Origin of the sequence: Streptomyces sp. NPDC051909 (genome assembly GCF_040681095.1) — a bacterium.
Classification (GTDB): Bacteria; Actinomycetota; Actinomycetes; order Streptomycetales; family Streptomycetaceae; genus Streptomyces.
On sequence record NZ_JBFAYA010000024.1, the window covers coordinates 1 to 17865 of the forward strand.

Here is a 17865-nt window from a genome sequence, read left to right on the forward strand (position 1 = left end):
GGGCCGGGAGGCGTCCGGTGCGTGCGATCGCAAGGCGGAGGGTGGGGGCACCTCCCGGGCCGCCAGGCCCAGGGGGAGAGAGCGCAGCGTGCTGCTCCGACGACTGACAACGCGGCGAGCGTGCGCGCAGGGCGCCTCCCGGCAGACGGGACTTCCGACACACGCCCTAGTGGGCGCGTGCGGCGGCCCGCAGCAGGTCGATCCGCGAGCTCACTCCGTAGTGCTTGAACAGCTTGCGGAGGTGGTAGTTGACGGTGTGCGGCGACAGGGCGAGCCGGTTGGCGATCTGCTGGTTGGTCATGCCCTCCGCGACCAGGGCCACCAGGGCTCGCTGCCGGCCGCTGGGTTCGCCGTGCCGGGTCGGCGTCTGGGGGCTCTGGCGCTGGCCACGGCGCGCGGAGCGGAGTGCCGCGGCCTCCTGTTCCAGGGCCAGCCGTACGGGGGCCGGTACGGACTCCGCGACGAGGCGGCGCAGCAGGGCGCTCTGGAAGACGGCGCGGGTGCCGACGGCGCGGACCGCGCCGGTGGCGCACACCTCCTCCAGGGTGGGCAGCAGGGCCGAGACGGAGGTGTGCATCATCAGGGCGAGTTCGCCGTACACGACCTCGTCGCCCAGGACGGCCGCCACGCAGAGGAGTTGGCGGCAGGCGGGCGAGTAGCGCTCCAGGGTGGCCCGGACGCGGGCGGCGAGCCGGTCCGGCAGGCTCTCGGTGAGCAGTTCCGCCTCGCCGCCGGTCAGCTGGACGCCGCTCTCCTCGCGCAGGCCGGTCAGCAGCTCGATGAGCAGCCGGGGGTGTCCTCCGGTGTCGTCGACCAGCGGCGCCAGGGACCGGGCGGGCGGCGCGCCGAGGAGGTCCTGGGCGAGCCGGTGGGTGTCGGCGGGGGCCAGCGGTCCGAGGACGAGGCGTTCGGTGCGGACGGCCGGGTCGGCGAGCAGGGGGCCGGGCAGCGTCGCGGCCTCGCCGGGCCGGTGGGCGATCAGCAGCACGCCGCGGCCCGGGCCGGAGCGGCCGCGGGGTGCGGGGACGCGGGTCCGGTGCGCGGGGCGGTCTGGGGTCCCGCACGGGTCGTCGAGGATCGTCAGATGAGGCCCGGCGGGCCGCGCGCCGGTCCGGCCGCCGGTGCGGGCGGCGGACGGGCGGTGGTGTCGCGCCTCCCGGCCGTGCGGGCGGCGCGCGGGCTGGTAGCCGAGCTCCCGGGCGAGGGCCGCCGCCTCGCTCAGCAGGCGGGTCTTGCCGATGCCCGGCATGCCCTCGACGGCGAGCACGGCGCTGCCGCCGCGGCGCCCGTGCTCAAGGACCTCGCGGATGAGGGCCAGTTCGCTTTCCCGGCCGCGCAGCGGCGCCTCCGGGGCCAGGACGGTGTTCATGTGGCACCGCCGTAGCGTCGTACGACCACCGTACGGAAACGATCCGCCACGAAGGCGCCGTCGCTGTACACCGCGTTGCCGGCGGGGTTCATGCCGGTGCCGTGCAGATCGGAGTAGACGGCGGACTGCGAGATGTACCAGTCCCCCATCAGGTTCGTGGAGAGCATCACGCCGGCCTCGGCGCAGGCGGCCGTCATCGCCTCCGTCACCTCCTCGGAGACGGAGTACAGGCCGACGGAGAGCGCGCCGCGGGTCCGGGTGGTCTCCGCGACGAGGTCCACGCCCGCCGCCGCGGAGTCCACGGCCACGGCGAAGCAGACCGGTCCGAGCCACTCGGCGAGCAGGGTCGCGCGGTCCGCGTCCCGGGCGGCGTCGAGCTTCACGACGACGGGGGTACGGACGGCCGCGTCCGGGTGCGCGGGGTGCCGAACGGTCCGGGCGGGCACGCCGACCGGGCCCAGGGCGCCGGACATCGCGAGGTCCACCCGGGAGCGGACCTCGGGGCCGAGCAGCGCGCCCAGGACCTCGCAGGCCGCGTGGTCGTCGCCGAGCAGGGAGTCCAGGGCGGTGCCGAGGTCGGCGACCACCTCGTCGTACGTCTTGTGTCCCTCGTCGGTGGCGATGCCGCCGCGCGGGATCAGCAGGTTCTGTGGGCTGGTGCAGAGCTGGCCGCTGTAGAGGGAGACGGAGAAGGCCAGGTTGGCGAGCATGTCGCGGTAGTCGTCGGTGGACTCGACGAGCAGCGAGTTGACGGCGGAGACGGCGGTGAAGACCCGGGCCTGGCGGGCGTGTTCGTGGAGCCAGTCGGCGAAGGCGGTGCGTCCCGAGTAGTCCACCAGGCGCACCTCGGGGGCGGTCGCGAGGCGCCGGGCGAGCCCTTCGCCGGGGTGCTCGGGGACCAGGCACACCAGGTTCGGGTCGAAGCCGGTCTCGGCGAGCACCTCCCGGGCGAGCCGGACGGTGAGCGCGAGCGGGAGAACGGCGGCGGGGTGCGGTTTGACCAGGACGGGGTTGCCGGTGGCCAGGGAGGCGAACAGGCCGGGGTAGCCGTTCCAGGCGGGGAAGACGCTGTTGCCGATGACGAGGGCGATCCCGCGGGGCACGGCCGTGAACCGCTTGTGGATGTCGATCACCCGGCCCGGGCCCAGGGGTTTGCGCCAGTGCGCGCTCGCGGGCAGCCGGGTCTGCTCGGCGTAGGCGCAGGCGACGGCCTCCAGGCCGCGGTCCTGGGCGTGGACGGCGCCGGCGTGGAAGGCCATGACGGGGTTGTGGCCGCTGGTGTGCTCGGCGGCGGCCGCGAACTCGGGGCTGCGGGCGTTGATCCGGTCCAGGATCTCCAGGCAGACGGCGGCCCGGACCTCGGGCCCCGCGTCCCGCCAGGCCGGCAGCGCGGCCGCCATGGCGGGCAGCAGGACCGCGGGGTCGTGGTGGGCGTAGGAGACGCCGAGCTCGAAGCCGTACGGGGAGCGCTCGCCGCCCCGGTCGGGCGCCGGGCCGACCGTGCCGTCGCGGCCGGGCTGGCCGAGCTCCAGCGGCCGCCCCAGCAGGGCGCGTAAGGAGGCCTCGCCGTCGGCGGCGCCGCCGGGTCCGTAGACCCGGGTGTCCTCGGGGTAGGGCGACCAGTGCTCACGGGTGCGGACGGCGGTCAGGGCCCGGTCCAGGGTGGTCCGGTGCCGGGCGATCAGGCGCGCCGGGGCGGCGGCCTCGGTGGGGGAAGGGTGGGGAGTGGTGCGGGCCATGATCTTCATCCTTGTCGTACGGGGATCGCCGGTTCCACAGCAAACTCGGTCAGTGCGTCGACTTGACGTTTCGTTCACGCCCGCCGCGCCGGGCGCCGCGGGCCGGCCGCGCGCCGAGGGGCGCCGCAGCCCGCGAACGCTCGTGGTTGCGGGGGGCCTTGACGGGCCCGCCCGGCCTTCCCGGGGGACGAAAGCGGAGCATCCATGACATGTCCGGGACATGGAGTTCCGGTCACGATCATGGCGTGATCCCTACGGGAAGGCGGTCGGGCGGGCCCGTCGGCTGGCCTGTTTCCTACGGGTGGTCCGGCCCGGCCCGGTCCGGTCGGATCCGGTCCGCGCCGGTCGGTTCCGGTCGGTTCCGGTCCGGTCCGGTCCGGTCCGCTACCGCGTGATCGGGCGCAGGTAGCGGTCGAGCGCCGCGTCGGGCAGGGCCCGGGCGAGGACGCTCACGGTGCGGGCGTCCGCGCCGACCCGGTAGCGCGACCGGGGCCGCCGGGCGGTGAGCGCCTGTCCGACGGTGCGCGCGAAGTCCTCGGGACGGGTCCTGCTGTCCCTGGCCTGGCGCTCGTTGGCGTGCAGGAAGCGGTGGAACGGGATGCGGTAGAGGTCGGCGACCGGCTCGGGGACCCCGTCCATGGCGGCCCGGGCGGTCTCGGTGACCTTCCCCCAGATCGGGGTCATGATCGCCCCGGGCTGGACCACACTCACGTCCACGCCGTGCGGCCGCAGCTCGCGCCGCAGCACGTCGGTTAGGGCCTCCTTGGCGAACTGGGCCGAGGCGTAGGCCCCCAGATAGGGGATGGCCACGCTGCCGAGCCCCGAGGTCACGTTGACCACCCGGCCCCGGGCGCGCCGCAGCTGGGGCAGGAGCGCCTGGGTGACGGCGAGCTGGCCGACCACGTTGATGTCCAGCTGCCGGCGGAGCTGTTCCGGCGCGACGCATTCGAGCGGCGCCGAGACGCAGATGCCCGCGTTGTTGACGAGTCCCCACAGGCCGCCGTCGCCGGCGGTCCCGGCGACCTGTTCGGCCGCCGCCGCGATGCTCTTCTCCTCGTTCACGTCGATACGGACCGGGGTGATCCTGCCGTACGCCGCGTCCTGGGCGAGCGCCTCGCCGTCGGCCTCCTTGCGCACGCCCGCGAACACCCGGAAGCCGGCGCGCTCCAGGACGAGCACACAGACCCGGCCGAGCCCCGAGGAGGCGCCGGTGACGAGCACGGACCTGCCGTGCGGTGTGAGGGCGCCGAGATGTCCTGCCATGTGATGTCTCTCCTGATCCTTCGGTCGTCCGGCGGCGGTCACACCGCTGCGGGGCTCAGCGGGAAGGTGAGCGAGTCCTCCAGGGTGCGGACCAGCCTCCGCGCCGGCATGAACCGGAAGTACGCGTCCCGTACGGGCCGGCGCACCGGGTCCTCCGACTGCTCGAAGGTGCTGATGCCGCGGGAGGCGGCCACCATGCCGCGGGTGCGCTCCCGGCGCTCGTCCTCGTAACGGCGCAGGGCGCGCGGGAGGTCGGTGGCACCCTTGAGGGCCCGGCCGAGCACGACGGCGTCCTCGATGGCCATGCCCGAGCCCTGGCCCAGGCTGGTGAGCATCGGGTGGGCGGCGTCGCCGAGCAGGGTGACCGGGCCGCGGCCCCAGCGCTCCAGGAAGGCCCGGTCCCGGGAGGGCACCGCGATGATGTCCGCCTCGGGGGTGACCCGGACGGCCTCCTGGACCTCGTCCGCCCAGCCGGCGTAGGCGGCGAGGATCTCGTCCTTGCCGCCCCGCCAGTTCGCGGAGCGCTCGGCGGGCATGTTCTTCGTGCCCCACCAGTAGAGCCGGCCGCCGCCCATGTCGACCATGCCGAAGCGCCTGCCGCTGCCCCAGTAGTGGGTGACCGAGCCCGGGGCGAACCTCGGGTGGGCGAAGGGCACCACGGCCAGCCAGCAGATGTAGCCGCTGTCCTGGGACTCCTCGGGGCCGACGAGCTGCCGGCGGACCACGGAGTGGAAGCCGTCGGCGCCGATCAGCACGTCGCCGTGGGCCTCGCGCCCGTCCTCGAAGCGCACCCGCACCCCGTCGCCGGGGTCCTCGCCGGTCTCGTAACCGGTGGCGGTGGCGCCGAGACGGAGCGGGATGCCGTCGGCCGCTTCGAGGAGGGCCGCCTGGAGGTCGGGGCGGGTGATCAGCACGCTGGGCACGCCGAGCCGCCCGATGATCTCCGGGAAGGGGAACTCCCGGATCAGCCGGCCCCGCGCGGTCCTGACGTGGTACGACTCCAGGGCCGTGCCCCGCCTCTCCAGGTCGATGCCCACCCCGAGGGAGTCCAGGGCGCCGACGGCGTTGCTCATGACCGAGAGGCCGGAGCCCGCGGCGCGCAGCTCGCCGGCCCGCTCGTACACCTCGACGTCGAGGCCCGCCTCGCGCAGGGCGACGGCGGCGGTGAGACCGCCGATGCCCGCGCCGAGGACGATCGCCTTCCGTGGCGCCTTCCCCGGCGCCTTCCGTGCCGTGCCGTCGCCGCTCTGCCCCATGGTGCCGTCCGTGTCCTTCCCGGTGTCTGTGTGAGGGGTGGCCTGAGGGTTGCTCTGAGGGGTGCTCTGAGGGGTGGTCATGTCATTCGCCGATCAGTTCGACGACGGTCCTGACCATGTGGCCGACATGCGGTTCCTCCATGATCGTGAGGTGGTCGCCGGGGACGTCGACCACGTCGAGGACGCCACTCGTGCGCTCGCGCCAGCCGTTCGTCGGGTCCTTGTGCATGCTCTCGATCGCGGTGTGCATCGAGTTGAGGACCTCCGGCAGCGGCTCCGAGGCGTGGACGAGGACCATGTCCTGGTCCACCACCTCGGGGCGGTAGGCGAAGGCCGCCTTCCAGTTCGCCTCGTACACCTGGAACAGGCGCCGGACCACCGCTCCCGTGCTGCCGGCCGGCAGCACGCCCTCGTCGATGGCCAGCTGGGCGATGAAGTCGAACTTCTCCTCCAGCGTGCCCAGTTCCGCCGGGATCAGCTCCAGCGGGGAGTCCCCGCCGCGGCGCAGCCAGAGCAGCTCCCAGAAGAACCAGCCGAGCAGCGCCTCGTCCCCGGTGTTCAGCCGCCGTCCGGGGTTGAGCGCGGTGGTGTCGAGCAGCACCAGACGGGCGATCTCCTCGCCCGCCGCGCGCAGTTGGCGGGCCATCTCGAAGGCGACGAAGCCGCCGAAGGACCAGCCGCCGATCACGTACGGGCCACTGGGCTGCACCCGGCGGATCGCCTCGACGTAGCCGGCGGCGATGTCCTCCACGCTGCGCAGCGCCTCGGTGCCCGGGTCGGCGCCGGCCGCCTGGAGCGCGTAGAAGGGCTGGTCGTCCGGCAGGTGCTTGGCGAAGCGCACGTAGCAGAGCACGTTGCCGCCCATGGGGTGCACGAAGAACATCGGGCGCCGGTCGCCGTCGGGACGGATGGGCACCAGCGGGTCGAACGCGGTCCGGGCCTCGCCCGAGCGCAGCCGGGCCGCGAGCGCCGCGGCGGTGGGGGCGGCGACGAAGTCCGAGAGCGGGATGCTCGTGCCGTACCGCTGCTCGATCTGCACGACCAGGCGCATCGCGGTGAGCGAGGTGCCGCCGAGGTCGAAGATGTTCTGGTGCGGGCCCACCGCCGGCAGCTGGAGCAGGTCGGCGAGCATCGCGGTCAGCGTCCGCTCGTACGCGTCGAGCGGCTCGGCCTCGTCGGCCGCCGTGTCGGCGGTCAGCGGCGTCCGGCGCAGCGCGGCGTCGTCCCGCTTGCCGCTCGGGGTGAGCGGGAGGGCGGGCAGCCACTCGAAGTGCGAGGGCGTCATGTAGTCGGGCAGCACGGTGCGCAGCTGCTTGCGCAGCAGGACCAGGTCGGCGCCGTCGCGGTCGCCGGTGAGGAAGGCGGCCAGGAAGGAGTCGTCGCCCTCGCGCCGGCGGGCGACGACGGCGACCTCCTGGATGCCGGGGTGTCCGGCGGCGAAGCGGCCGACGGCCAGCTCCACCTCGGCCGGCTCCACCCGGTAACCGCGCACCTTGACCTGGGAGTCGGCCCGGCCCAGGCACACGATGTCGCCGCCGGGCAGCCGCATGCCCAGGTCGCCGCTGCGGTACAGGCGCTCCCCGGTGACCGGGTGGACGGTGAACCGCTCGGCGGTCAGGTCGGCCCGGCCCACGTACCCCTCGGCGAGGCAGTCGCCGGCCAGATACAGCTCGCCCTTGACGCCGGGCGGCACCGGGCGGCCCCGTCCGTCGAGGACGTGCACCCCGGACCGGTCGACGGGGTGGCCGATGGGCGGCAGCGCCGGGAAGGCGGCCGGGTCGCCCTGCATGGTGTACGCGGTGATCACATGGGACTCGGTGGGCCCGTACTGGTTCTCCAGGATCACCCCGGGCAGCGCCGCGCACAGCCGCCGGATCTCGTCGGTGACGCGCAGCTGCTCGCCGGAGGAGAGCAGGGCCTTCAGGCCGTGCGGCGCCAGGTCGAGCGCGGTCGCGGCCTCGGCGAGCTGCTGGAGGGCGACGTACGGCAGATACAGACGCTCGACTCCCTCGCGGTCGAGGAGGCGGAGCAGTGCGGGCATGTCGCGGCGCTCGTCCTCGGAGAGGAGGTGCAGGGTGCCGCCGCCGCAGAGCGTCGAGAAGATCTCCTGGAAGGAGACGTCGAAGCTGAGGGGCGCGTACTGGGCGGTGGTGCCGCCCACGACGCCGCTCGGTACGGAGTTCTGCCAGGCCACGAGGTTCGCGAGCGAGCGGTGCGGCATGGCGACGCCCTTGGGGGCGCCGGTGGAGCCGGAGGTGAAGAGGATGTACGCGATGTCGGCGGGCGCGATGTCGACGGGCGCGATGCCGACGCCGGCCGGTCCTTCGGGCGTGTCCGCGGGGTCGGCGAAGAGCTCCTCGGCGGACAGGACCGGGGCCAGTTCGCCGAGCGCGCCGACGTGTTCGGCGCCCGCGACGATCCGGAAGGGCCGGGCCTGCCCCACCATCGAGGTCAGGCGCTCGACCGGATAGCCCACGTCGAGGGGCACGGTCGTGGCCCCGGCCCGCATCACGCCCAGGATGACGGCGACGGTCTCCGGGGAGCGGGGCAGGGCGATGCCCACCCGGTCGCCGGGCCGGGAGCCGAGGGCGAGCAGCCGGGCGGCCACCCGGTCGGCGGCGCGGCCGACTTCGGCGTACGTCCATCGGCGCGGCCCGCAGACGACGGCGACCGCGTCCGGGGTCTGCCGGGTCCGCTCGGCGACGGTGCGGGCCACGTCCTGGAAGGGGACCTCGGGGGCGTCGGTGGCTTCGGCGGCGTCGGCTGCCTCGTACGGCGCCGGGCTGAGGAAGCCAAGGTCCGCGGGCTCGTCGGGGTGCCGGACGATGCGGTCGAGCACGGCCGTGAACGTGTCGGCGTACAGCTCCGCCTGGCCCGGGGTGAAGGTCTGGCCGTGGAAGTCCATGCGCAGCCGCACGGTCCCCTCGACCGGGTCGGTCATGGCGTTGACGAGCAGCTGGAAGTTGGTCTCCTCCCAGGTCCGGAAGTCGAGCATGCGCACGCCGGGCAGTTCGAGGACGGCGGCGAGCTGCCGGAAGTGGATGTAGTTGAAGGCGGTCTCCAGGACGGTCGCGCCGCGGTCCTCCTGGATGGCGCTGAGCGGGTAGCGGCGGTGCTCGTGGCTGAGCCGCTCCTGCTCGAAGGCCGCGCGGACCACGCCGGCCCAGTCGGCGGCGGCCCCGGTGTCGAGGCGCACGGGCATGGTGTTGAGGAAGAGGCCGGCGGTGCGGTCGGCGCCCTCGATCTCGGGGCGGCCGTGGGTGACCAGGCCGGTGGTGACATCGGCCTGGCCGGAGTAGAGCCGCAGGGTGAGGCAGTGCGCCGCGAACAGCACCGACTTGATCGGCAGCCCACGCGCGGCGCCGAAGTCCCGCGCCTCGTCGGTGAGTTCCCTGGGCAGGTCGACGAGCCGGGTGAGCTGCTCGGCGTCGCGCGGGGTCTCGTGCGGGCGGAAGGCCTCCAGTTGCGGCAGCGGCGCGTCCGCAAGGCGTTCCTGCCAGAACCGCCGGGTGTCCGCCGACTCCAGGGCCCGGCGCTCGGCGAGCACATGGTGGGCGCCGGAGGGCAGGGCGGTGTCCGGGACGGCCGCGATGGGGTGGCCGAGGAGGTGCAGATAGTCCTGGAGGAGTTCGCGCAGGAGGGTGGCGACGCTGCCGCCGTCGAGGATCGCGTGGTGGAAGCTGAGCACCAGCTCGACGGTGTCGTCCAGGACGTGCGCGCGGAAGAGGTACAGCGGCGCGCGCTCGAACACGTAACGGTGGAAGCGGCGTTCCTCGACGTGGGCGGCGATCTCCGCCCGCGCCTCGGACCCGGGGCGGCCGCGCAGGTCCAGGACCGCGAGGCCGCCGTCGACGGCGTGGTCGACGATCTGCAGCGGCTCGGAGAAGGAGCCGAGGTCGAAGGAGGAGCGCAGCACGGGGTGGCGGTCGACCAGCCGGTCGAAGGCCTCCCGGAAGCGGGCCTCGTCCCAGTCGAGCACCAGGCTGTACTGGAAGACGTCGTGGTAGACGGCCGAACGCTCCTCGGCCCGGCTGTGGTAGAGCAGCCCGAGCTGGAGGCGGGTGAGCGGATGCGCGTCGGCGCGGCCTTCGAGGCGGGCCCGGTCCACCTGGGAGACCAGGGCGAAGGGCGCGAGCTCGGCCCGGTCCGCGGCGGGGGCGCCGGTGGTCGCCCGGGCGGCCAGCTGGGCAACGGTGGGGTGGTTCATGAGGTCGGTCGGCGAGAAGCGGATGCCGGCCTTCTCGGCCTGCGCCTGGATGCGCAGCAGGGTGATGGAGTCGCCGCCGAGGGCGTAGTAGTCGTCGTGGACGCCGATCCGGCCGGGCGAGGTCTCCAGGATCTCGGACCAGATGCGCAGCAGGGTCTCCTCGGTGGCGTTCCGGGGCGGCTCGGCGACACCGCCGGCGTTCCCGTCCCCGTCCCCGCCCCCTTCGGCACCGGAGCCGGTGACCGGGGCGGGCAGGGCGCGCCGGTCGGCCTTGCCGTTGGGCGTGAGGGGTATTCGGTCGATCGGCACGAAGTACGACGGGATCATGAACTCGGGCAGGCGGGCGGCGAGTTCGGTGCGCAGCCGGGCCGGGTCGAGGGCCTCGTCGGCGACGTAGTAGGCGACGAGCACGGTGCCGCGGGCCGCCGTCTCGCGGTCCACGACCAGGGCGTCGCGGACCCCGGCGAGGGAGGCGAGACGGTTCTGCACCTCGCCCAGCTCGACGCGGTTGCCGCGGATCTTGACCTGGCCGTCGATCCGGCCCAGGTACTCGATCCCGCCGTCGGCGAGCCGGCGGGCGAGGTCCCCGGTGCGGTAGATCCGGCGCTCCGGGGTGAAGGGCTCCTCGCCCGTGGCGTGGCGTGCGGGGAAGGGGTCCTCGATGAACTTCTCCGCCGTGAGCTCCGCCCGGTCCAGATAGCCGCGGGCCACGCCGACGCCGCCGATGCACAGCTCGCCTGGGAGGCCGGGGGGCTGGAGGCCGCCGTGCGCGTCCACCACGTACAGGACGGTGTTGTCGATGGGCAGGCCGATGGGCACCCGGCGGACCGGCTCGTCGGCCGCGCCGGGGCAGGCGTGGTACGACACGTCGACCGTCGCCTCGGTGGGCCCGTACAGGTTGACCAGGCGCGGGACGCCGGGGTCTGAGCCCGGTCCGGTGCCTGTGCCGGTGCCTGTGCCGGTGCCTGTGCCGGTGCCGTTGCCTGTGCCGAACACCCGGTTGAACTGCTCGACGCGCGCCGCCGGCAGGGCCTCGCCGCTGCAGAAGACGGTGCGCAGCGAGCCGGCCCGGGCGCGCAGCTCCGGCGAGATCTCCAGGAGGTCGAGGAAGGGGCCGAGCGTGGAGGGCACGAAGTGCAGCACCGTCACCCGGCGGTCCTCGATCGTCGCGAGGATCTGCCGCGGGTCGCGCTGGCCGCCGACGGGCAGCAGGGCGAGGCCCGCGCCCTCGATCGCCCACCAGAACAGCTCCCAGACGGACACGTCGAAGGAGATCGGCGTCTTCTGGAGCAGCACGTCGTCCGCCCCGACCGGGTGGGCCCGCTGCATCCAGGCCAGTCGGTTGACCACGGAGTGGTGCTCGACCATCACGCCCTTGGGCCGCCCGGTGGAGCCGGAGGTGTAGATGACGTACGCGAGGTCGCGCGGCCCGGCGTGCGGCGGGAGCGGTCCGTCGGGCCCGGTGAGCAGTTCCGCCACGGTCAGCGGCGGCTTGCCGGCCGCCGCCTCGGGCAGGGCGGTGCCGGGGTCGACGAGGACGGCGGCGGCCCGGCTGTCCTCCAGGAGGAGGCCGATCCGCTCGGCCGGGTAGCCGGGGTCGACGGGCACATAGGCGCCGCCCGCCTTCAGTACGCCGAGCAGGGCGACGAGCAGCCTCGGCGAGCGCTCCATCAGGACGGCGACCCGGTCGCCGGTGGCGACGCCGTGGGCGCGCAGCCCGCGGGCCACCTGGTTGGAGCGGGCCTCGAGTTCGCCGTAGGTCAGGGCGTCGGTGCCGTCGGCGCCGGTGACGGCGGTGCGGTCCGGGGTGCGGGCGGCCTGCGCGGCGATCAGCGCGTGCACGGTGGTGTCGTCGGCGTACGGGACCCGAGGGCCGCGGGAGTCGTGGACGAGCCCTGCGTATCCGGCCTCGCTCAGCAGCGGCAGGGTGACGGCCGGCTGTCCGGGCCGCTCGACACCGGCGCGGAGGAGGGTGAGCAGCTGGTCCGCGACGGCCGTGATCGGCAGGTCCTCGTCGAAGACGTCGAGCGCGTAGTCGAGGTCGAGGCGCAGGTCGGCGTCGTCGTCGAAGGCGTGGATCATCACCGACAGCGCGTCCTGGGCGTGGACGGGCGCCTGGACGGCCGTCTCGGCCGTCACGCCGGGCAGGGCCGCAGGGCGCGGGAAGCGCAGATAGGACAGGGTCACGTCGAAGAGACGGCGGGATCCGGCCCCGGTGGCGGGGAGTTCGCGCAGCACGTCACCGAGGGCGAGGCGCTCGTGGCGGCGCAGGGTGTCGGTGCCGGTGCGGATCCGGGCGGCGAGCTCCGGCAGGCTCGCCCCGGCGTCGACGGTCACCCGGACCGGAAGGCTGTTGGCGACCTGGCCGACGACCTCCTGCTCGGCCGCGGACGGACGGTTGAGGAACGGCACGCCGAGCACGGCCTCGTCGGCGCGGTGCGCCCGGGCGAGGTAGGTGGCGAAGGCGGCGGCGACGAAGGCGAAGGGCGAGCCGCCGAGGGCGCGGATCCGGCGCACCAGGGCGGCGTCCACGGTGACGCTGTGGCGGCCGCGGAGCACCGGCGCCTCGCCGGCGGCGACGGTACGGGTGAAGAGCGCGGGCGCGACACCGGCGAGGGCCTCGCGGTGGTGGGCGCGGTCCTCCTCGGGGGCGGCGGAGGCGCGGTACGCGGCCTCGGCGTCAAGCAGGGTCGTGACAGAAGGAGTGGGCGAGGCGGCGGCGACGGCCTCGACGCCGGTCCGGCGGAGGTACTCGTCGTGCACCTGCCGCAGCACGAGGTTCAGCGCCCAGGCGTCCGCGATCAGGTGGTGGACGTTCAGGAGGAGGTGGACCACGCGCTCGCTCTCGCGCAGCACGGTGGCCGTGAACAACCGCGAACGGCGAAGCGTGAAGGGCCGGTTGAAGGAGTCGCGCCGGCGGGCGGCGCAGGCCGCGGCGGGGGCGGGCGCGTCGGAGTGGTCGGCGTACTCCACCCAGGGGGCGGTGTCCTCGGTCGCGAGCCACTGGAAGGGGACGCCGGCGCTGTCGTCGAAGCGCAGGGAGAAGGCGTCGTTGGCCCGGAGCACCTGCTCCAGGGAGGCGCACAGGACATCGGTGTCCAGCTCCCCGTCCAGCCGTTCGTGAAGAAGGACGTTGAACTGAGGGTCGGCGGCGGTGGCGGATTCGGCAGCCCAGATATCGCGCTGGTAGGCGGACAGCGGGAGCTGACGTGAAGTGAGCATCGGCCTTCCTTCGATAATTCAGGCTCAGGGAATTTTCGTTGCCCGATGCTCGTGAGCCTACGTTTCACGTGATCCGATCCACCACTACTCGATCGAGTAGTCGCCGACCACTCGATCAAGTAGCGGTCTGTCACGGTGGCGTGAAGTCGACGGATAATTCCGAGGAATAGCAGGGTGATTCGCTAGCATCGTCGCCATGACCCCTTCACCTCCTTCCTCGTTGTCCCGCTCCGTGTGGGGCAGCGGCCCTGGCCTGCTGCTCGCGCACGGTGCAGGCAGTGATGTGCAGGACAGCTTCGGCCCCGTGATCGCCTCTCTCGCCGAATCCAGGACCGTGGTCGGTCCGGATTTCCCGGGCTCCGGTTCCACCCCTCTCGCGGACCGCGCATTGAGTCTTGACATACTCGCCGACGAAATCGTGGAAAGCGCCGCGCAATCCGGCGTGCACTCCTTCGCCATTTCCGGTTTCTCGATGGGCACCACGGTGGCGGTACGGGCCGCGGTGCGGCATCCGGAACGGGTGACCGCCCTCGTGCTTTCCGCCGGCTTCGCCTTCCCCAATCCACGGTTGCGGCTCGCGATCGACACCTGGCGCTCGCTGGGCCGCCGCGATCCCGCGGGCCGGGAGCTGGCCGCCTATCTGTCGCTGATGGTCGGCGGGCCCGACTGGCTGGACGAGCGCTCCGGCGCGGAGATCGAGGAGCAGCTCGGGCTGTTCGCCGCGGGCATGCCGCCGGGCGCGGACGCCCAGCTCGCGCTGTTCGAGCACATCGACGTACGGCCCGACCTGGCCCGGATCCGGGTGCCCGTCCTGGTCGTCTCCCCGACTCGGGATCTCCTCATCACACCTCTTCACTCCCGTGAACTCGCGAACGGTATTCCGGGGGCGAGGCTCGCGGACCTGGACTGCGGGCACGCCATCGCCGCCGAGCGGCCGGCCGAATGGGCCGCGCTGGTCCGGGAGTTCCTCGACGGCCTCGGGGTGTGACCCCTCCGGCCGGTGGCGGGCGGGTTGGCGGCGCTCCGGGGACGGGGGTGTACCCCGGAGCGCCGCCGGTTCAGGGGGGTTTCGCGCCGGTCAGTGGCGCTCGGCGGCCGGTGCGCGGCCCACGGCCGTGACCACGAGGGCGCCGACGGCGAGGGCCGCTCCCAGGTACATGACGGCCTCGATGCCGGAGCCGTCCGCGGCGAGGCCGCCGACGAACGCGCCAAGGGCGATGGAGCCGTTGAACACGCCGACGAACAGCGCGGACGCGGACTCCCGGGCCTCGGGGGCCGACGCGAGCAGCCAGGTCTGGGTGGACACCGAGACCCCGCCGTACGACAGGCCCCAGACCGCGAGCAGCACGGTGGCCGTGACCACCGACCCGCCGATCAGCGGCATCAGGCAGACCGTGGCGGCGAGCACCAGGCTGATCGCCAGGAGCGCGCCGCGCGGGGAGCGCGAGGCGAGGGCGCCCGAGGCGAAGTTGCCGAGCACGCCGGCCACGCCGTACACCAGCAGCAGGGTGCCGATCACGGACGCGCTCGCTCCCGAGATCTCCTCCAGGGCGGGCCGTACGTAGGTGTACGCGGCGAAGTGGCCGGTGACCAGGAGCAGCACCACGCCGAGGCCCGTCGCCACCCGTGGGTCGCCGACCAGCCGCAGCACGCCGCCGAGCCGGATCTCCTGCTCGGCGGGCAGCTTCGGCAGCAGCACCGCCAGAGCCGCGAGCACCACGAGCGCGAGCCCGGCGACGGTGACGAACGCCGTCTTCCAGTCGGCGAGTTCGCCGATGTACGTGCCGGCCGGTACACCGAGCACCGAGGCGACCGCGATCCCGCTGAAGACCAGCGAGGTGGCCGGGCCCACGGACTTCCCCGGGACGAGCCGTACCGCGAGACCGGCCGCGATGGCCCACACCCCGCCCATGCCGATGCCGACCAGGACCCGGGCCGCCACCATGACGGCGAAGTGCGGGGACCAGGCGGCCAGCAGATTGCCGACGATCAGCACCGCCATCAGACCGCACAGCACCGGGCGCCGGTCGAAGCGGCCGAGCGCCGGGGTGAGCAGCGGCGCGGACACCGCACCGACCAGACCCGTGATGGTCAGGGTCAGTCCGGCCGTGCCCTCCGTCACCTTCAGCGCCTCGCCGATGGGCGTGAGCAGCCCCACCGGCAGCATCTCGGACGTGACCACGGTGAACGTCGCGCCGGCGACGGCGACCACGGCGGGCCAGCCGCCGCCCCGGGGCTCCGGAACGTCCGGCGTCACCCCTGCGATTTCCTCTGTCTGTGCCATGAGTTCAGCCAACCCGCCGCGACCTGCGGGAACAACGCCCAATCCCTCATGCTTCGATGAGCCCGGCTACTTGATCGATTCCTCCGGCCCGCCTGGCGGACCGGCCGCCCGCCCGGGTAGACATCGCTGGGGAGCGGGGAGCGCGACCGCGGCGCAGAAGGGGAGACCATGAGCAGTCTGGACATCCGCGAGCTGGAGGCCTTCCTCGTGCTCGCCGAGGAGCTGCACTTCGGCCGGGCGGGCGAGCGGCTCTATGTGTCCCAGAGCCGGGTCAGCCAGCTGCTCCGCTCCCTGGAGGGCCGGATCGGTGCCCCGCTGGTGGAGCGGACGAGCCGCCGAGTGGGCCTGACCCCGCTGGGCGAGTCCTTCCTGTCCTCGCTGCGGCCGGCGTACGAGGCGCTGCGGGGCTCCGTCGACGAGGCCCGGGCGGCCGCCCGGAACTTCGACGGCGTGCTGCGGATCGGCTTCCAGGGCACGGTGGACGACTATCTGGCCCGTGCCATCTCGGGGTTCGAGGAGCGCTACCCGAAGTGCGCCATCGAGGTGGCGGAGATCGCGCTGTCCGATCCGTTCGGGCCGGTGCGCCGCAAGGAGGTGGACTGCGCCGTGGTCCTGCTGCCGGTGGCGGAGGAGGACCTGCTGCTGGGCCCGGTGTTCTCCCGGCAGCCGCAGACCCTGGCGGTCTCCGCCCGGCATCCCCTGGCGGGGCGCGCGTCGGTCTCGGCGGAGGAGCTCGCGGACTGCCGGCTGATCGGCATCCAGGACTCGGCGCCCGAGTACTGGCGCCTGGCGCAGGCACCCCGCGAGACTCCTGGGGGCCGGCCGATCCCGGCCGGCCCCCAGGTCAACACCCTGCAGGAAGGTCTCTCGCTGACGGCCGCGGACCGGGGCGCGATGCTGCTCTGCCGTTCGACGGCCGAGTACCACGGCCATCGCGGATCCATCGTCTTCGTCCCGGTCGAGGGCCTCCCGGACTCCCTGCTGGGCGTGGTCCTCCGCCGCCGGAGCGGCACCCCGCAGGCACAGGCCTTCGCGGAGGTGGTGGGCGAGACCCTGACCGGAGAGAGGAGCTGAGACAGGGCCTCAGGGGACCCCTCAGGGGGCGAGTGCTCCGGCGGGCTCGGCCGTACGCGCGGAACGGGTGAGCAGGTACGGCGCGACGAGCAGGACGGCCGACAGCGCGGAGGCGCCGGCGAAGAGCAGGAAGTTGGAGCTCACGCCGTAGCCGCCGTCGAGCAGCCAGCCGGCCGTGGTCGGGGCGATCACGGCACCGATCCGGCCGGCGCCGAGCGCGAAGCCGAGGGCCGTGCCGCGCAGGATCGGCGGGTAGTGCCCCGCGACCGCCGAGATGATGAGGCACTGGGTGCCGTGGGTCCCGACGCCGGCGAGGATCAGCGCTCCGTACACGACGAGGATCGAGGACGGGTAGGTCACCAGCGAGGCAAGCCCGAGGGCGGCGCAGGCGGCGCCGATGATCGCGCTGCGCAGCGGGCCGATCCGGGTGGCCACCCACGCGGTGATCGCCGATCCCGCGACCGCGCCCAGGTTGAGGGCGAGCAGATAGGTGAGCGGGTTGCTGCCGAGGTCGAAGCGCGGCTCGCCGGCGGTCAGCTTCGGCAGCCACGTACCCAGGCCGTACCAGGCGAACAGGGTCGCGACCGTCGCGGCGCCGAACAGCAGCGTCGCCTGCAGGAACGGCGCACGGAGGACGGTGCTCAGGGAGGGACGGTAGGCCGGGGCGGCGGAACCGGGGGCGGCGCCAGGGACGGCAGCGGGGGCGTCGGCGGCGGTCTCGTCGGCAGCGCCGAGTCCGTAGCGCGCCTCGACGGCCCGGGCCTCGTCGACGCGGTTCTTGCTGCGCAGCCAGGCGGCCGACTCCGGAAGCCAGCGGCCGAGGGCCGCGACGAGCAGGAAGCCGCTGAAGGCGAACAGGTAGAGCGCCTCCCAGCCGAGCGCCGGCAGGGTGGGGATGCCGATGATCGCGGCGAGCGCGCCGCCGATGGGGACGCCGGACATCATCGCGGTGGCGCCGACCGAGCGGAACCGGGGCGGGACGAACTCGGCGGCGAGCGCGTTCGCGGACGGCACCAGGCCGCCGAGGCCGATGCCGGCGACGAAGCGCAGCACGCCGAAGACCTCCGCGTTCGGCGCGAGGCCGCACAGCCCGGTGAACAGCGTGAACCAGGTGACGCAGGCGAGGATGGTGCGCCGCCGGCCCAGCCGGTCGGCGAGGTTGCCGGCGAACAGCGCACCGACGAGCATGCCGGCGAACGCGAGGCTGCCGATGGTGCCGGCCTGGCCGGGCGTGAGCTGCCAGCCCGGCTCCTTGAGGAGGGCCGGGATGGTCGTGCCGTAGACGATGAGGTCGTAGCCGTCGAAGACGACGATCAACCAGCACAACCCGATGACGAGGGCGGCCGGTCTCCAGGGCGCGGCCGCTTCGGCGGGGCCGCTCGTTGCTGTGCTCATGGCCACACGGTGCCTGCGGGCACCCCGACCGAACAGAAGATTCCGCAGAGCAGAAT

General features: G+C 73.9%; 9 protein-coding genes. 2 read left to right on the plus strand and 7 right to left on the minus strand.

All coding sequences use genetic code 11. The features are described from left to right. Positions 1–166 precede the first annotated feature (166 nt). From AB0M18_RS29490 to AB0M18_RS29510, 5 genes are all read right to left on the minus strand, one after another. Complete coding sequence (locus AB0M18_RS29490; RefSeq protein WP_365763302.1) at positions 167–1369, minus strand: LuxR C-terminal-related transcriptional regulator; 1203 nt, start codon at positions 1367–1369, stop codon at positions 167–169. Then, positions 1366–3108, minus strand: coding sequence for a phenylacetic acid degradation protein PaaN (gene paaN, locus AB0M18_RS29495; protein ID WP_365763304.1), 1743 nt, complete (start codon positions 3106–3108; stop codon positions 1366–1368). Before paaN ends, AB0M18_RS29490 begins: the two co-directional genes overlap by 4 nt. A gap of 384 nt (positions 3109–3492) precedes the next feature. Further along, entirely contained in the window at positions 3493–4371 is an 879-nt protein-coding gene (locus tag AB0M18_RS29500; RefSeq protein WP_365763306.1) for an SDR family oxidoreductase, read from the minus strand. 38 nt (positions 4372–4409) lie between these two features. Continuing rightward, positions 4410–5627, minus strand: coding sequence for an FAD-dependent monooxygenase (locus AB0M18_RS29505; protein WP_365763308.1), 1218 nt, complete (start codon positions 5625–5627; stop codon positions 4410–4412). 82 nt (positions 5628–5709) lie between these two features. Continuing rightward, the gene (locus tag AB0M18_RS29510; protein WP_365763310.1) at positions 5710–13056 is read right to left on the minus strand and encodes an amino acid adenylation domain-containing protein; all 7347 of its coding nucleotides are present in this window, start codon (positions 13054–13056) and stop codon (positions 5710–5712) included. A 196-nt stretch (positions 13057–13252) separates the two neighbouring features. Here AB0M18_RS29510 and AB0M18_RS29515 point away from each other — a divergent pair, with 196 nt between their 5' ends. Then, entirely contained in the window at positions 13253–14044 is a 792-nt protein-coding gene (locus AB0M18_RS29515; protein WP_365763312.1) for an alpha/beta hydrolase, read from the plus strand. A 90-nt stretch (positions 14045–14134) separates the two neighbouring features. Here AB0M18_RS29515 and AB0M18_RS29520 read toward each other — a convergent pair whose 3' ends face one another. Next, entirely contained in the window at positions 14135–15340 is a 1206-nt protein-coding gene (locus AB0M18_RS29520; RefSeq protein WP_365763314.1) for an MFS transporter, read from the minus strand. A 168-nt stretch (positions 15341–15508) separates the two neighbouring features. Here AB0M18_RS29520 and AB0M18_RS29525 point away from each other — a divergent pair, with 168 nt between their 5' ends. Further along, positions 15509–16414, plus strand: coding sequence for a LysR family transcriptional regulator (locus tag AB0M18_RS29525; RefSeq protein WP_365763316.1), 906 nt, complete (start codon positions 15509–15511; stop codon positions 16412–16414). A gap of 21 nt (positions 16415–16435) precedes the next feature. On the opposite strand, the gene AB0M18_RS29530 is transcribed toward AB0M18_RS29525, so the two are convergent. Beyond that, a complete protein-coding gene (locus AB0M18_RS29530) occupies positions 16436–17809 on the minus strand; it encodes an aromatic acid/H+ symport family MFS transporter (RefSeq protein ID WP_365763318.1) in 1374 nt (457 codons plus the stop codon). Positions 17810–17865 lie beyond the last annotated feature (56 nt).

Excerpts from the sequence above, each read along its gene's own strand:
- AB0M18_RS29490 (WP_365763302.1), bottom strand. The coding sequence starts at position 1,369 with ATGAACACCGTCCTGGCCCCGGAGGCGCCGCTGCGCGGCCGGGAAAGC.
- paaN (WP_365763304.1), bottom strand. The coding sequence starts at position 3,108 with ATGGCCCGCACCACTCCCCACCCTTCCCCCACCGAGGCCGCCGCCCCG.
- AB0M18_RS29500 (WP_365763306.1), bottom strand. The coding sequence starts at position 4,371 with ATGGCAGGACATCTCGGCGCCCTCACACCGCACGGCAGGTCCGTGCTC.
- AB0M18_RS29505 (WP_365763308.1), bottom strand. The coding sequence starts at position 5,627 with ATGGGGCAGAGCGGCGACGGCACGGCACGGAAGGCGCCGGGGAAGGCG.
- AB0M18_RS29510 (WP_365763310.1), bottom strand. The coding sequence starts at position 13,056 with ATGCTCACTTCACGTCAGCTCCCGCTGTCCGCCTACCAGCGCGATATC.
- AB0M18_RS29515 (WP_365763312.1), top strand. The coding sequence starts at position 13,253 with ATGACCCCTTCACCTCCTTCCTCGTTGTCCCGCTCCGTGTGGGGCAGC.
- AB0M18_RS29520 (WP_365763314.1), bottom strand. The coding sequence starts at position 15,340 with ATGGCACAGACAGAGGAAATCGCAGGGGTGACGCCGGACGTTCCGGAG.
- AB0M18_RS29525 (WP_365763316.1), top strand. The coding sequence starts at position 15,509 with ATGAGCAGTCTGGACATCCGCGAGCTGGAGGCCTTCCTCGTGCTCGCC.
- AB0M18_RS29530 (WP_365763318.1), bottom strand. The coding sequence starts at position 17,809 with ATGAGCACAGCAACGAGCGGCCCCGCCGAAGCGGCCGCGCCCTGGAGA.